Genomic DNA, 12,324 nt, shown 5'->3' with positions numbered 1-12,324 from the left:
GGCACCTATCTGACGGTCTATCCGACAGCCTGCCCGAAGAGCAGACCGACGAAGTAGGAAACAATCAAACCGAGCGCACCACCAATTACCAGGCGCAGAGCAGCCTTGCCGGAGTGCGTGGAGCTGAGCTTGGCGCTGATGTAGCCGGTTAGAGCCAGAGTCACGATGGTGACAACAGTGACTGCGATTGCGCCAGAAGTGGGGCCGGTGAAAACCAGTGCCGCAATCATCGGCAGGATGGCGCCGAGTAGGAACGACAGTGCCGAAGAACCGGCAGCAGCCCAGGGGTTGGTAAGTTCCTCACCGTCAATGCCCAATTCCAGCTTTAGGTGAGCCGCCAGCGGATCGCTTTGTGCGATGCCGTGGGCAGCATCTTCGGCGATATGTTCTGGGATGCCGTAGCCAGAGAGAATGCCCACGAGCTCTTTATGCTCTTCATCTGGAAAGTCTTTAAGCTCGGCCTTTTCTTTGGCAATCAGTGCCCGCTCAGTATCGCGCTGGGTTGAAACCGAGACGTATTCACCCAGGGCCATCGAGATAGCCCCAGCGATAACGGCCGCGGCGCCAGCAGTCAGAATGGCTTCGCGAGAGGAACCTGCTGCAATCACGCTGAGCAAGATTAGAGCAGTGGAGACGATACCGTCGTTGGCTCCGAGGACTCCGGCGCGAAGCCAGTTGAGCTTCGCCGACTCAGATGCCTTATGTGGTTCATGAGGATGTGCATGCGTGGTCATGGCAGGACCTTTCTCCCATGTCAGCCCCATGCCTACGGGTGGTACGAGGCCTCACCATCGATTTAATGCCGATTCGGGCACATTCTCAACCAGTGAAGTGAAACGCGGGGAGTCCTCTCGCGCGCGTAGCTCTTATGGAAGTCGGTGTGAGCGTTTGTGGAGGTCGGCGCGCGTCAATGTCAACACCGCGGTCAGTGCAATCAATGCACAGGTCAACATCGAAATAGCCATCGAGAGGGGAAGATTGGAACCAAGCCCCACCAACGGGGAAACCGTGGCGGCCGCGAGGAACTGTGTGAAGCCCATGAGACCGGAACCTGAGCCAATTCCGATATCTCGAACCTCCTCAATTCCGAGTGCCGTGGCATTGGCGAAGATTAGCGGCATCATCGGTACCGTAATGAACAGCAACAGCCAAGTAGTGAAGAAGGTAATCCCGACGAGGGCATTAATAATCAGGCCTATCGACGCCACGAGCATGACCGTAAGGGCAACTAAAATGCCTTTGCGGGGATGAAGCCGGTTGATCATCTTGCCGTTGAGGATTGACACAAATGTCAACATCGCTGCATTGGATGCGAACACGAGAGAAAACTGAGTAGGGGTTAGCCCCAGCAGCTCCTGGAAGATAAAGGGTGACGCAGCGATATAGGAAAACATCACCGAGAAGCCACCAGCGAAAGCCAACAAGTAGCCGACAAATACTGGCCGCCGCAGCAGCCTGCCAATATTGGGCAGGAGATTGCGCAGAGCGCCTGTGGAGCGTCGCTCAGGCGGCAGGGTTTCCGGAACCATCAGGATCACAATCGCGACCATCGCGACGTTGATGGCTGCGAGAAACCAGAACACGCTGCGCCAGCCGAATGCGGGGCCTAGAAAACCGCCCACAAGGGGAGCGATTGCCGGGGCGATGGAGGAAATGCCCATCAGCGTGGAGAAAGCTCTCGCTGATGCCTTGCCCGTCAAGAGGTCTGGTACTACAGAACGAGCCAGAACAACTGTGGAGCCACCAGCTAACCCCTGGAACAGGCGCATTGCAATAAGCGTGCCAATATTCGGTGCTACTGCACAGAGGATTGACGAGCTCAAGAACACCAAAGTGGCAATGAGAAGCAGCTTCTTGCGGCCCAAACTATCGGAGAGAGCGCCAATGACGAGCTGTCCAGCAGCCATGCCAATCATGAAGGTTGTCAGCGTGAGCTGAACCATCGACTCGGTCGTGGAGAACTCGCGTGCAATCTCCACGAAGGATGCCAGATATGTATCTGCGCCGAACGGGGCGGCGGCGGATAATAAGGCCAAGCCGGCAAGTAGCGATACCGGCAGCGTCTGTGCTGGCTGTGTCTGAGCGCTCCCGGAATGTTGATTTGTCACTGTCTCAGTATAGGGTTGCCGCACAAGGCATAAACCATGTTGGGGGCATGAAACTAAGGGATTTTGTTGTCCCGCACGAACGTGCCATAATACACAGGTTGCGCGAAGCGACTGCGTGCTGCTCTCAACGGTCTAGAACCGTAGTAAGCACGAGGTCAAAGCGATAGGAAAGCTACCTCTAGCAGGTGCTTCCGTCGTAAAGCGTAAACGCAAGACATAAAGACCGCGTGCGTTTAGGACGGAAATCTGACGCACAATGCAACCAGGTCAGGAGAAACGCAGTGATTCAGCAGGAATCCCGTCTGCGCGTTGCCGACAACACTGGTGCACGTGAAATTCTGTGCATCCGCGTTCTCGGTGGCTCGACCCGACGCTTCGCTGGCATTGGCGACACCATTGTCGCAACTGTCAAGGAAGCTACTCCGGGCGGCAACGTCAAGGCAGGCGAAATTGTTAAGGCAGTTATCGTCCGTGCGAAGAAGGAGACCCGTCGTCCGGATGGCTCCTACATCTCGTTCGACGAGAATGCAGCTGTCATCATCAAGGCCGACGGTGAGCCAAAGGGCACCCGTATTTTCGGCCCGGTCGCGCGTGAGCTGCGTGACAAGAAGTTCATGAAGATTGTCTCGCTCGCACCGGAGGTGATTTAAGTGAAGATCCGTAAGGGCGATACCGTGCTGGTTATCTCCGGTCCGGACAAGGGTGCTCAGGGCAAGGTCATCGAGGCCTACCCGAAGCGCGACAAGGTCCTGGTCGAGGGCGTTAACCGTATCAAGAAGCACGTTGCAAACTCCGCTGCGGAGCGCGGCGCTTCCTCGGGTGGCATTGTCACTCAGGAAGCTCCGATTCACGTGTCGAACGTCATGCTGGTCGACGAAGATGGTACCCCGACTCGCGTCGGTTACCGCTTCGATGAGGACGGCAAGAAGGTTCGCATCTCCCGCCGTACCGGGAAGGACATCTAAGCATGAGCGAAAATTACACCCCTCGTCTGAAGGCCCGTTACCGCGATGAGATTCGCGGCAAGATGCAGGAAGAGTTCTCCTACGAGAACGTCATGCAGATTCCGGGCGTCACCAAGGTCGTCGTCAACATGGGCGTCGGCGCTGCTGCTCAGGACAAGAAGCAGATCAACGGTGCTATCAACGACCTGACTCTGATCACCGGTCAGAAGCCGGAGACCCGTCGTGCTCGCAAGTCGATCGCTAACTTCAAGCTTCGTGAAGGCGACGCCATCGGCGCTCGCGTCACCCTGCGTGGCGACCGTATGTGGGAGTTCCTGGATCGTCTGCTGACCGTGGCTCTGCCGCGAATCCGCGACTTCCGCGGTCTGTCTGATCAGCAGTTCGATGGTCACGGTAACTACACCTTCGGCCTGTCTGAGCAGACCATGTTCTACGAGATCGACGTTGACAAGATCGATCGCCCGCGCGGTATGGACATCACCGTCGTGACCACCGCTACCAACAACGAGGAAGGCCGCGCGCTGCTGCGCGAGCTGGGCTTCCCGTTCAAGAAGTAGTTTTGCCTCTTCGGTAGCTTTTGCCTAAAGCTCCGGATGCCGCTTGGCCTCCGGGGCTTTTTGCTGCTCTGTTAACTGCTTATGTTCGTGGGGGAGTGAGGTCGCTGTGCGGGGCCTGCGTAAAAGTTACCAGTGTTGCTGGTGGGAAAGTTGACCCTTTTTGGGGGTTGGAAATTAGTAAAGCCACAAGGTTTCTCAGTTGAAAGTTAGGCGTTTGTGATGATTTCGTTGTAAACTGCCATTCGTCATAGTGACGGCCGCCAAAATGCATTGTGGTCGTTATCAATTTGGGCAAGACTTAAGTGACTTCAGCTTCTGTGTGATTGAGCCAGTGGTTCTACACAGAGCGGTTCTTAAGTTAAAACGCAAAGGGATTAACTACATGAAGAACTTCTCCGTGGCCGTCCGCTCGGCTGCTATTGCAACTGTTGCGGCTCTGGGTCTGAGCTTGGGTGCAGGTGCTGCCAACGCACAGCCGGCACTGCCGGAAATGCCGAACATTCCGATTCCGGGTATCGGCGACACCGGCCCGAAGGGCGTCAAGCAAATCGTTACCTTCGGTGACTCCTTCACCGCTAATGCCGGTAAGGGCGGCCCGCGTGGACTGGCGCCGGGACAGAACGCACTGGTCGCTAACTGCGCTACCGACATGGAAAACTGGCCGAAGATTGCAGCTTCGAAGCTGAACAAGTCCCTGGGTGACTGGTCCTGTAACGGTCTTGGCGGCTTCCCGGGTCAGCTCCTCGCATACCTGGAGGCTTCCATCCAGTACGGCGACATCGGAGAGGGCACCGAGAAGGTTGTCCTGATGTACGGCGGCATGGACTGGGTCCAGTGGGTTGACGTGGCAGGCGAGCTTGTCGCAAAGCCGGATCCCCAGGCTCCATCCGCGTTCAAGCAGACGCTGCGTCAGTTCACTGACCGCGTCCACCAGGTTGCCCCGGGCGCTCAGGTCGTCCTGGCGTCGTACCCTGAGTACGCCACTGATGATCAGCTGTGCCTGGTGAACACCTCGGACCAGACCTTCCCGATCCCGGCACCGGGTGCCAGCGAGATCCAGGGTGCATTCCGTGACAGCATTCGCTCCGCATCTCACCACGTAGGTGCCGGCTTCATTGACGTCTACGAGGCAACCCTCGGCCACGGTACCTGCAACCCGAACCCGGATGAGCGCTTCGTCGCCGGTTTCGCAGACCCGGTGATGGGTCCGATGACCAACCATCCGACGGTGGCTGGTGAAAAGGCAATGGGTAACATCATCGCCGACCAGCTCTACTAATTTCCTCTAGCCGGCGCCATGTCGGCTAGGAATTGAGTTCCACTGTTAATTGGTGGGGCTTCACGCCGCGAGCGGACTAACGTCCGTCTGCGGCGTTTTTGCATTTCGGCCTGTATTTGTTAGTATCACCAGGTCTGCCCTCTATAAGAGGTGCGGCAGTAAAAATGTAAGAACTTTGCTGTAGGCCCCTCGCCTCGCATCGTCTCTGGCGTCACCTGGGTGGCGAGCTGACTCGGCTATTGAACCGAGTTGGCGAACAGTAGCCCTTAAATCGCCGGAATCACGATATTGGAAATCGCTCCAACTTAAGCTTTTGCCGTGTGACAGTTGCTGTTTGCGCGGTCATTGGAGTTAGCCACGAGGTGGGAAGGAACCGCAGCGAGAAAGGAAGCGGTCACTAACCATGACCATGACTGACCCAATCGCCGACATGCTGTCGCGCGTGCGCAACGCTAACAACGCGTACCACGACTCTGTCTCGATGCCGTCGTCCAAGCTGAAGGCTAACATCGCCGAAATCCTCAAGTCTGAGGGTTACATTGCGGACTACGCAGTCGAGGATGCCAAGGTCGGCAAGACCCTGACCCTGAACCTGAAGTACGGTCCGTCCCGCGAGCGTTCGATCGCTGGCGTGCGTCGCGTCTCCAAGCCGGGTCTGCGTGTTTACGCAAAGTCCACTAACCTGCCGAAGGTCCTCGGCGGCCTGGGCGTGGCTATCATCTCCACGTCTCAGGGCCTGCTGACTGACCGTCAGGCTTACGAGAAGAAGGTTGGCGGGGAAGTCCTCGCTTACGTCTGGTAAAGGGGGAACTACACAATGTCTCGTATTGGTAAGAACCCTGTCGTTGTCCCGGCAAACGTTACTGCCCAGGTCAACGGCCAGGACGTTTCCGTCAAGGGCCCGAAGGGCGAGCTGTCTGTCTCTATCCCGGCTCCAATTACCGTTGAGCTGAAGGACAATGAGATTGTGGTCAACCGCCCGGATGACCACCGCAAGAGCCGCTCCCTGCACGGCCTGTCCCGTTCGCTGATTAACAATATGGTTGTCGGTGTGACCGAGGGCTACACCATCAAGATGGAAATCTTCGGTGTCGGTTACCGTGTCGCCAAGAAGGGCAAGGACCTCGAGTTCTCCCTGGGCTACTCGCACCCAGTCCTGATCGAAGCACCGGAAGGTATCACCTTCGACGTCGACGGCACCACCAAGCTGTCGATTACAGGTATTGATAAGCAGCAGGTCGGACAGCTCGCAGCTAACATCCGTCGTCTGCGTAAGGATGATCCTTACAAGGGCAAGGGCATTCGTTACGATGGCGAGCAGATCCGTCGCAAGATCGGAAAGACGGGTAAGTAATGAGCAACACCAACGAAAAGCGCCTCCCGGTAGGCAAGGACATCTCGACTCGTCGTCGTGTCGCCCGCGCCCGCCGTCACGCACGCTTGCGCAAGAACGTCCGCGGCACCTCCGAGGCACCGCGCCTCGTCGTGCACCGCTCTTCCCGCCACATCACCGCTCAGGTTATCGACGACTCCATCGGTCGTACCCTGGCAGCTGCTTCCACTCTGGACGCAGATCTCCGTGGCTTCGAGGGCGACAAGAAGGCCAAGAGCGCCAAGGTCGGCGAGTTGATTGCTGCTCGCGCTAAGGATGCTGGCATCGAGAAGGTCGTTTTCGACCGCGGTGGCTACCAGTACCACGGTCGCGTTGCTGCTCTGGCCGAGGCTGCCCGTGAAGGTGGTCTGAAGTTCTAATGCGCACTTACAAGTCCAACGGAAGGAATGCGTGATGTCGGAACGCGATAAGCGCGAAGGCGGACGTAACTCCGCTGACAACAAGAACAACAACCGTCGTGGTGGCCGCGGTAACGACCGTCGCCAGCAGGACGAGCGTTCGCAGTACATCGAGCGCGTAGTAACTATCAACCGAGTTTCCAAGGTCGTCAAGGGTGGTCGTCGCTTCAGCTTCACCGCTCTGGTCATCGTCGGTGACGGCGAGGGCATGGTCGGCGTCGGCTACGGCAAGGCCAAGGAAGTACCGGCAGCTATCCAGAAGGGTGCTGAAGAGGCTCGTAAGAACTTCTTCCGCGTCCCGATGATTGCTGGCACCATTACCCACCCGGTTCAGGGTGAGACCGCTGCTGGCATCGTCCTGCTGCGCCCGGCTGCTCCGGGTACCGGTCTGATTGCCGGCGGCGCTGTCCGCCCGGTTCTCGAGTGCGCCGGTGTTCAGGATGTTCTGTCCAAGTCGCTGGGTACCAACAACTCCATCAACGTTGTTCACGCAACCGTTGATGCCCTCAAGCAGCTGGTTCGCCCTGAAGAGGTCGCCGCACGTCGTGGCAAGTCCCTCGAAGAGGTCACCCCAGCACGTATGCTGCGCGCACGCGCAGGTCAGGGAGCGTGATTTCCATGGCACTGAAGATTACCCAGGTCCGTGGTACCGCTGGTACCAAGCAGAACCAGAAGGATTCGCTGCGCACCCTCGGCCTGAAGCGCATCAACGATTCCGCCGTTCGCCCGGATACTCCGGCTGTGCGCGGTCTCGTGAACGTTGTGCGTCACCTGGTCGAGGTTGAAGAAGTAGCGGGGGAGTAGGTAAACCATGAGCGAACCAATTAAGCTCCACGACTTGGCCCCGGCTCCGGGTGCTAAGAAGAAGAAGACTCGCGTCGGCCGTGGTGAGGCTTCCAAGGGTAAGACCGCTGGTCGCGGCACCAAGGGCACCAAGGCCCGCAAGCAGGTTTCGGCAGCATTCGAGGGTGGCCAGATGCCACTTCACATGCGTCTGCCGAAGTTGAAGGGCTTCAAGAACCCGGCGAAGGTCACCTTCCAGGTGGTCAACGTTTCGGATCTGGAGCGTCTGTTCCCGAACGGTGGCGACGTCACCATCGCCGACCTGGTTGCAAAGGGCGCTGTCCGCGCTAACCAGCCGGTGAAGGTCCTCGGCGACGGCGACATCAACGTCTCCGTCAACGTCACCGCAACCAAGTTCTCGGGCTCCGCAAAGTCCAAGATCGAGGCTGCAGGCGGCTCTGTCACTGAGGCCTAAAGCATTTAAGCTTTAACAAAAGAGCTCTTAACCCAAGTGGTTAAGAGCTCTTTTTGTATTGAGGGGGAGGAAAGGGGAGGGGAGGGCAGCGCAAACCGCCCGCTTACAGCAGGCCGGTGTGGCGCAGAGCCTGCTCCAGTCGGTCGATGTCAGCGTCCGTATGGAGCGCGGTAATGGTCAATCGCAACATTGCCTCACCACGGGGAACCGTCGGGTAGCGAATCGCAGGTATGTACACGCCTAGCTCCGCCAACCGTGCTGAGGCGTCCATCGCTTCGGCCTCGTCGCCAACGGGCAGTGGGATGATTGCAGATGCGGGGTCTGACTGTGCGTCAACCAGGGAGCGGACGCGCGCAATATTACGCTGCAATCGCTTGACGACGTCCCCAGCCTCCAACTGCTTCAACGCGGCGCGGATAGCTGCGACGGAACCGGGGTTCATCGACGTTGAGTACACGAAGCTACGGGCTTGATTGCGTAGCAGGTCGCCAACTGGTGCGGAGCAGAGAACGTATCCTCCTTCGACACCGAGAGCCTTGCTCGCGGTGCCGACCACAATGTCCGGGTGAATGCCCAGGTGCGCTGCGGTGCCACGGCCTTGCTCTCCGATAACGCCGACGCCGTGGGCGTCGTCAAGCATCAACCATGCGTTGTGACGGCGACAGGTGCGCTCGAGTGCGGGGCCGTCGATGACCTCGCCTGACATAGAGAACACGGAGTCGGAGATGACAAGCTTGTGGCGGGCGCTCGATGCTGCGAGGAGACGGTCGAGTGCCTGGTAGTCAGCATGTGGAAAGACCGTGACGTTAGCTCGGGCATTGCGGCACCCGTCGATGATGGAAGCATGGTTGGCGGCGTCGGAGAAGATTTCCACGTCGGCGGTGGCGATGGCAGCGATGGTTGAGTGGTTCGCCTGGTAGCCAGTCGCAAAGAGAACGGCATCGTCGAAACCGAAGAACTGCGCCAGTTCATTCTCAAGTGCGCTGTGGATGCTAGTGCCGGTGGTCAGGCGAGAGCCGCCGGACCCGGTGCCGAAATGTCCAATTGCCTCGGTGGCAGCTGAGATGAGTTCAGGGTGCGTGGACAGGCCGAGGTAGTCCGAAGAAGAAAACAGTAGATAGTCGGTTCCGTCAATTCGGCTGTGTGGCAGTTGTCCGGTTTCGAAAGTGCGCAGTGTGCGGGCAAGCCCTTCAGCGGCCCAGGCCGAGTTCCTTTGGGCGGCGATTGCTGAGAGGTCGCTGTTGGGGGCGGTCACGTCCGGCGAGGAACTGGCGTCAGCTGGGAGCTCGACGTAGACCGGCGCGTTCTCCAGGTAATCGATTAGCTCGGGGATATCGGTGCCGGGTTCAACGATGAAGATGCGAGTACCAAGAGTGCTGCCGTGGTCCTTGATATTGGGGATACGGTGAAAGATTCCGTCCAGCGCCAGATATCCCCGCGTGTAAAAGGGGTCATCGGAGAGGCAGATTTCTGCGACGATACCCGGGGCGCTGTGAACCTTAGATGCGAGGATGAGCGCCTCGTGAAAATGATCCTTGGTGCAGTCCTTACTGGGGTGCGAGATGGCATCAAAAGTGGAAACCCGTACACCACGGGCAGGATTTGGGTCGAGCCGTTCACCGGAGGAGGCATCGATGAGAGCGGCACCGCGGAGACCTGTGAGTGAATAGGCCATTTCGACGGCGATGTCGGCTGCTTGTATGCCTGCAGCGTGTAGGCGTTGAGCAATGAGATTGCGTGCGTCCTCAGGGCTGGGGTTCGACTCTAGAAAGGGAGTCAACGCGGACACGGTGCCGATAGTCGACTCTTCAACCTTGTCCACAGTGATGTGAATTGTGTCGGCTCGACCCTTGTCGTGGTGAAGTGCACGGCTAGTCATTGCAGAAGCCAGCTGAGGTAGTTCGACGGCCGGTGCAAGACGCTCAGCGCCAGAGATATGGCAGCCATCGGCGCTGGATCGCATGCGGATGCTGTAGGTACTCACAGAGCAAAACTTTAACACTGTTCAAGTTTTGTCTGGGATAATTGGGTGAGGCACAGTGAGGGGGCGTGGGCTCAGAGGGGAGGGGGCGCTGGGATCGTCGTCAAGCGAAAAGAGGTGATTGGCGGGGCGCTGTACTAACGGTGATATGGAGGTGTATTGCGACGATGTGGAGAAACGCTGGTAGACTCACTACGTCAAATACTGTCAATTAAAGGTTTGAGGAATACGTCATCCGCGTTGCTTAACTAAAACGGGAGACTACTGGCGGATAAGCGGGTAAGTCTTTCGGGAAAAGCGTGGGAGAAGCGGATTTCTTGACCTCGGGAGGATGCACGTGGCTTCCGGTCTCATTGCGGCGTTGCGCGATCCCGATTTGCGTAAGAAGATCTTCTTCACTCTGACGATGATCATTCTGTACCGAATCGGCTCGCAGATTCCAACCCCTGGTATCGACTACCAGTTGGTCAACGCGCAGCTCGAGCAGATTTCGAAAGATCAGTCCAGCGTTTACTCGCTGATTAACCTGTTCTCAGGTGGCGCTCTGCTGCAGATGGCGATTTTCGGCATCGGCATTATGCCGTACATTACGGCCTCGATTATCGTCCAGCTGCTCACGGTGGTGATTCCACACTTCGAGCAGTTGAAGAAGGAAGGGCAGTCGGGTCAGACAAAGATGACCCAGTACACCCGCTACCTCACAGTGGCGTTGGCGTTGCTGCAGTCTGCAGGCATTGTGGCCATGGCAGACCGAGGTGCCCTGCTGGGTGGCTCGCAGTCGCTGCTGGTTAAGGATGCGGGTGTCTTTGACCTCGTGGTGATGGTCGTTGTGATGACCTCCGGTGCCGTGCTGGTCATGTGGATGGGTGAGCTCATCACTGACCGAGGCGTCGGCAACGGTATGTCGCTGCTGATTTTCTCCGGTATCGCCGCTGGTATGCCGGCGCAGGGAGCGAACATTCTGCGCTCCACCACCGGTGTCGTGTTCGCCACCGTGATTGTTGCCGTGCTGATTCTCATCATCGGCGTTATTTTCATTGAGCAGGGACAGCGCCGTATTCCGGTGCAGTACGCAAAGCGCATGGTTGGTCGTCGCCAGTACGGCGGATCTTCCACCTACCTGCCGCTGAAGGTGAACCAGGCCGGTGTTATCCCTGTCATCTTCGCGTCCTCTCTGATTTACGTGCCGGTTCTGATTACCCAGATTGTTCAGTCCGGTCAGTCGAATCCGAACATGGACAACTGGTGGCAGCGCAATGTCATTCAGTACCTGCTGGCGCCGTCCAGTTGGCAGTACATTCTGCTGTTCTTCCTGATGATCATCTTCTTCTCCTTCTTCTACACCTCCGTGCAGTACGACCCGCACGAGCAGGCGGAGAACATGAAGAAATACGGTGGATTCATTCCGGGCTTCCGCCCGGGACGTCCGACTGCTGAATACCTGTCCTACGTCCTGATTCGCCTGCTGACTGTCGGCTCGCTGTACCTGGCGCTGATTGCTGTTCTGCCAAATGTCGCTCTTGATATGGGGCTTGGCGACGCGAACTCCGGTACAGGCGGTATGTTTGGAGGTACAGCCCTGCTGATTCTGGTCAGTGTTGCGCTGACGACGGTCAAGCAGGTTGAAAGCCAAATGATGCAACGTAACTACGAAGGGTTCTTGAAGTAATGCGACTCGTACTTGTAGGTCCTCCCGGTGCAGGCAAGGGCACTCAGGCAGCTATCCTCTCGGAGAAGCTCGGTGTCCCGCACATCTCCACCGGTGACCTGTTTCGCGCAAACATCGGTGAAGGCACTCCGCTCGGCATTGAGGCGAAGTCCTACATCGACGCCGGCAACCTTGTTCCGGACGACGTGACTGTGCGTATGGTCGAGTCCCGTCTGAATGAGGACGACGCTGCCAAGGGGTTCCTGTTGGATGGCTTCCCACGCACTGTTGGTCAGGCAGAAGAGCTGAAGCGTCTGCTGTCCAACCTCGGCACTGAGCTGGATGCGGTCGTACAGTTCGACGTTTCTGAGGATGTCGTCGTCGAGCGCATGCTGGCCCGTGGTCGCGCAGACGACACTGAAGAGGTCATCCGCAACCGCATGCATGTGTACACCAATGAGACCGCTCCTTTGCTGGATTACTACTCGGAGAAGATCATCAAGATTGCCGCTGAGGGATCCGTTGAGGAGATTAACGAGCGCACGATGGCTGAGCTGGAGAAGCTGAACTAGGCTCCTGGCACACCGGGTAACTAGACGCTCTAGCTTTTTCGCTGGCTGGGGCCGATGGGTTTGCCGGTTGTAGATGGTTGTTGAAGCCGCCCTTTCGAACCGTTGAGGTTTGGAAGGGCGGCTTTTGTGTGTGGCTGTTGGGGCTGGGGTGGGGCGGGGGGGGGG

15 protein-coding genes and 1 pseudogene are annotated in these 12,324 nt (G+C 57.9%); 12 read left to right on the top strand and 4 right to left on the bottom strand.

What is annotated here, in order from left to right:
- Window positions 1-17 precede the first annotated feature (17 nt).
- Window positions 18-734, bottom strand: coding sequence for a VIT1/CCC1 transporter family protein (locus HMPREF2920_RS02265; RefSeq protein ID WP_070601277.1), 717 nt, complete (start codon window positions 732-734; stop codon window positions 18-20).
- Between the two features lie 132 nt (window positions 735-866).
- Window positions 867-2,108, bottom strand: coding sequence for a multidrug effflux MFS transporter (locus HMPREF2920_RS02260; protein ID WP_070601275.1), 1,242 nt, complete (start codon window positions 2,106-2,108; stop codon window positions 867-869).
- 281 nt (window positions 2,109-2,389) lie between these two features.
- Here HMPREF2920_RS02260 and rplN point away from each other — a divergent pair, with 281 nt between their 5' ends.
- The 10 genes from rplN (at window position 2,390) to rplO (ending at window position 7,958) form a co-directional block, all read left to right on the top strand.
- Window positions 2,390-2,758 carry a 50S ribosomal protein L14 gene (gene rplN, locus HMPREF2920_RS02255; protein ID WP_016422069.1) on the top strand — a complete coding sequence of 123 codons (369 nt, stop codon included), beginning with the start codon at window positions 2,390-2,392 and terminating at the stop codon, window positions 2,756-2,758.
- Window positions 2,759-3,073 carry a 50S ribosomal protein L24 gene (gene rplX / locus HMPREF2920_RS02250; RefSeq protein WP_005509963.1) on the top strand — a complete coding sequence of 105 codons (315 nt, stop codon included), beginning with the start codon at window positions 2,759-2,761 and terminating at the stop codon, window positions 3,071-3,073.
- A gap of 2 nt (window positions 3,074-3,075) precedes the next feature.
- On the top strand, window positions 3,076-3,630 hold the full coding sequence (gene rplE / locus HMPREF2920_RS02245) for a 50S ribosomal protein L5 (RefSeq protein ID WP_005509901.1): 555 nt from the start codon (window positions 3,076-3,078) through the stop codon (window positions 3,628-3,630).
- A 382-nt stretch (window positions 3,631-4,012) separates the two neighbouring features.
- A complete protein-coding gene (locus HMPREF2920_RS02240; protein WP_049170004.1) occupies window positions 4,013-4,909 on the top strand; it encodes a GDSL-type esterase/lipase family protein in 897 nt (298 codons plus the stop codon).
- A 403-nt stretch (window positions 4,910-5,312) separates the two neighbouring features.
- Window positions 5,313-5,711 carry a 30S ribosomal protein S8 gene (rpsH, locus tag HMPREF2920_RS02235; RefSeq protein ID WP_005509822.1) on the top strand — a complete coding sequence of 133 codons (399 nt, stop codon included), beginning with the start codon at window positions 5,313-5,315 and terminating at the stop codon, window positions 5,709-5,711.
- A gap of 15 nt (window positions 5,712-5,726) precedes the next feature.
- Window positions 5,727-6,263 carry a 50S ribosomal protein L6 gene (rplF, locus tag HMPREF2920_RS02230; RefSeq protein ID WP_005509895.1) on the top strand — a complete coding sequence of 179 codons (537 nt, stop codon included), beginning with the start codon at window positions 5,727-5,729 and terminating at the stop codon, window positions 6,261-6,263.
- Window positions 6,263-6,661 (top strand): 50S ribosomal protein L18, encoded by a 399-nt coding sequence (gene rplR, locus HMPREF2920_RS02225; protein WP_005510009.1) that lies wholly within the window; start codon window positions 6,263-6,265, stop codon window positions 6,659-6,661. The genes rplF and rplR overlap by 1 nt, the downstream gene beginning before the upstream one ends.
- A gap of 34 nt (window positions 6,662-6,695) precedes the next feature.
- The gene (gene rpsE / locus HMPREF2920_RS02220) at window positions 6,696-7,313 is read left to right on the top strand and encodes a 30S ribosomal protein S5 (RefSeq protein WP_005510059.1); all 618 of its coding nucleotides are present in this window, start codon (window positions 6,696-6,698) and stop codon (window positions 7,311-7,313) included.
- 5 nt (window positions 7,314-7,318) lie between these two features.
- On the top strand, window positions 7,319-7,504 hold the full coding sequence (rpmD, locus tag HMPREF2920_RS02215; RefSeq protein ID WP_005509843.1) for a 50S ribosomal protein L30: 186 nt from the start codon (window positions 7,319-7,321) through the stop codon (window positions 7,502-7,504).
- A 7-nt stretch (window positions 7,505-7,511) separates the two neighbouring features.
- Window positions 7,512-7,958 carry a 50S ribosomal protein L15 gene (rplO, locus tag HMPREF2920_RS02210; protein WP_016422071.1) on the top strand — a complete coding sequence of 149 codons (447 nt, stop codon included), beginning with the start codon at window positions 7,512-7,514 and terminating at the stop codon, window positions 7,956-7,958.
- 103 nt (window positions 7,959-8,061) lie between these two features.
- Here rplO and HMPREF2920_RS11045 read toward each other — a convergent pair whose 3' ends face one another.
- Both HMPREF2920_RS11045 and HMPREF2920_RS11040 read right to left on the bottom strand, forming a co-directional pair.
- Window positions 8,062-9,213 carry an aminotransferase class I/II-fold pyridoxal phosphate-dependent enzyme gene (locus HMPREF2920_RS11045; RefSeq protein ID WP_370449630.1) on the bottom strand — a complete coding sequence of 384 codons (1,152 nt, stop codon included), beginning with the start codon at window positions 9,211-9,213 and terminating at the stop codon, window positions 8,062-8,064.
- Window positions 9,214-9,261: 48 nt separating this feature from the next.
- Window positions 9,262-9,921 (bottom strand): annotated as a pseudogene (locus HMPREF2920_RS11040) (6-carboxyhexanoate--CoA ligase); the annotation flags it as partial.
- Between the two features lie 355 nt (window positions 9,922-10,276).
- On the opposite strand from HMPREF2920_RS11040, the gene secY reads away from it, so the two are divergent.
- Both secY and HMPREF2920_RS02195 read left to right on the top strand, forming a co-directional pair.
- Window positions 10,277-11,608: a preprotein translocase subunit SecY gene (gene secY / locus HMPREF2920_RS02200; RefSeq protein WP_088611995.1), complete on the top strand. Its 1,332-nt coding sequence runs from the start codon at window positions 10,277-10,279 to the stop codon at window positions 11,606-11,608.
- Window positions 11,608-12,159: an adenylate kinase gene (locus HMPREF2920_RS02195; protein WP_005509947.1), complete on the top strand. Its 552-nt coding sequence runs from the start codon at window positions 11,608-11,610 to the stop codon at window positions 12,157-12,159. The genes secY and HMPREF2920_RS02195 overlap by 1 nt, the downstream gene beginning before the upstream one ends.
- Window positions 12,160-12,324 lie beyond the last annotated feature (165 nt).

The organism is Corynebacterium sp. HMSC075F02 (genome assembly GCF_001838335.1).
GTDB lineage: Bacteria > Actinomycetota > Actinomycetes > Mycobacteriales > Mycobacteriaceae > Corynebacterium > Corynebacterium jeikeium_D.
This window is presented reverse-complemented; position numbering and strand designations above follow the sequence as displayed.

Coding starts and splice junctions, on each gene's coding strand:
- rplR (WP_005510009.1), top strand. CDS start 6,263: ATGAGCAACACCAACGAAAAGCGCCTCCCGGTAGGCAAGGACATCTCG.
- rplE (WP_005509901.1), top strand. CDS start 3,076: ATGAGCGAAAATTACACCCCTCGTCTGAAGGCCCGTTACCGCGATGAG.
- HMPREF2920_RS02265 (WP_070601277.1), bottom strand. CDS start 734: ATGACCACGCATGCACATCCTCATGAACCACATAAGGCATCTGAGTCG.
- rpmD (WP_005509843.1), top strand. CDS start 7,319: ATGGCACTGAAGATTACCCAGGTCCGTGGTACCGCTGGTACCAAGCAG.
- HMPREF2920_RS02195 (WP_005509947.1), top strand. CDS start 11,608: ATGCGACTCGTACTTGTAGGTCCTCCCGGTGCAGGCAAGGGCACTCAG.
- HMPREF2920_RS02240 (WP_049170004.1), top strand. CDS start 4,013: ATGAAGAACTTCTCCGTGGCCGTCCGCTCGGCTGCTATTGCAACTGTT.
- rplO (WP_016422071.1), top strand. CDS start 7,512: ATGAGCGAACCAATTAAGCTCCACGACTTGGCCCCGGCTCCGGGTGCT.
- rplF (WP_005509895.1), top strand. CDS start 5,727: ATGTCTCGTATTGGTAAGAACCCTGTCGTTGTCCCGGCAAACGTTACT.
- rpsE (WP_005510059.1), top strand. CDS start 6,696: ATGTCGGAACGCGATAAGCGCGAAGGCGGACGTAACTCCGCTGACAAC.
- rpsH (WP_005509822.1), top strand. CDS start 5,313: ATGACCATGACTGACCCAATCGCCGACATGCTGTCGCGCGTGCGCAAC.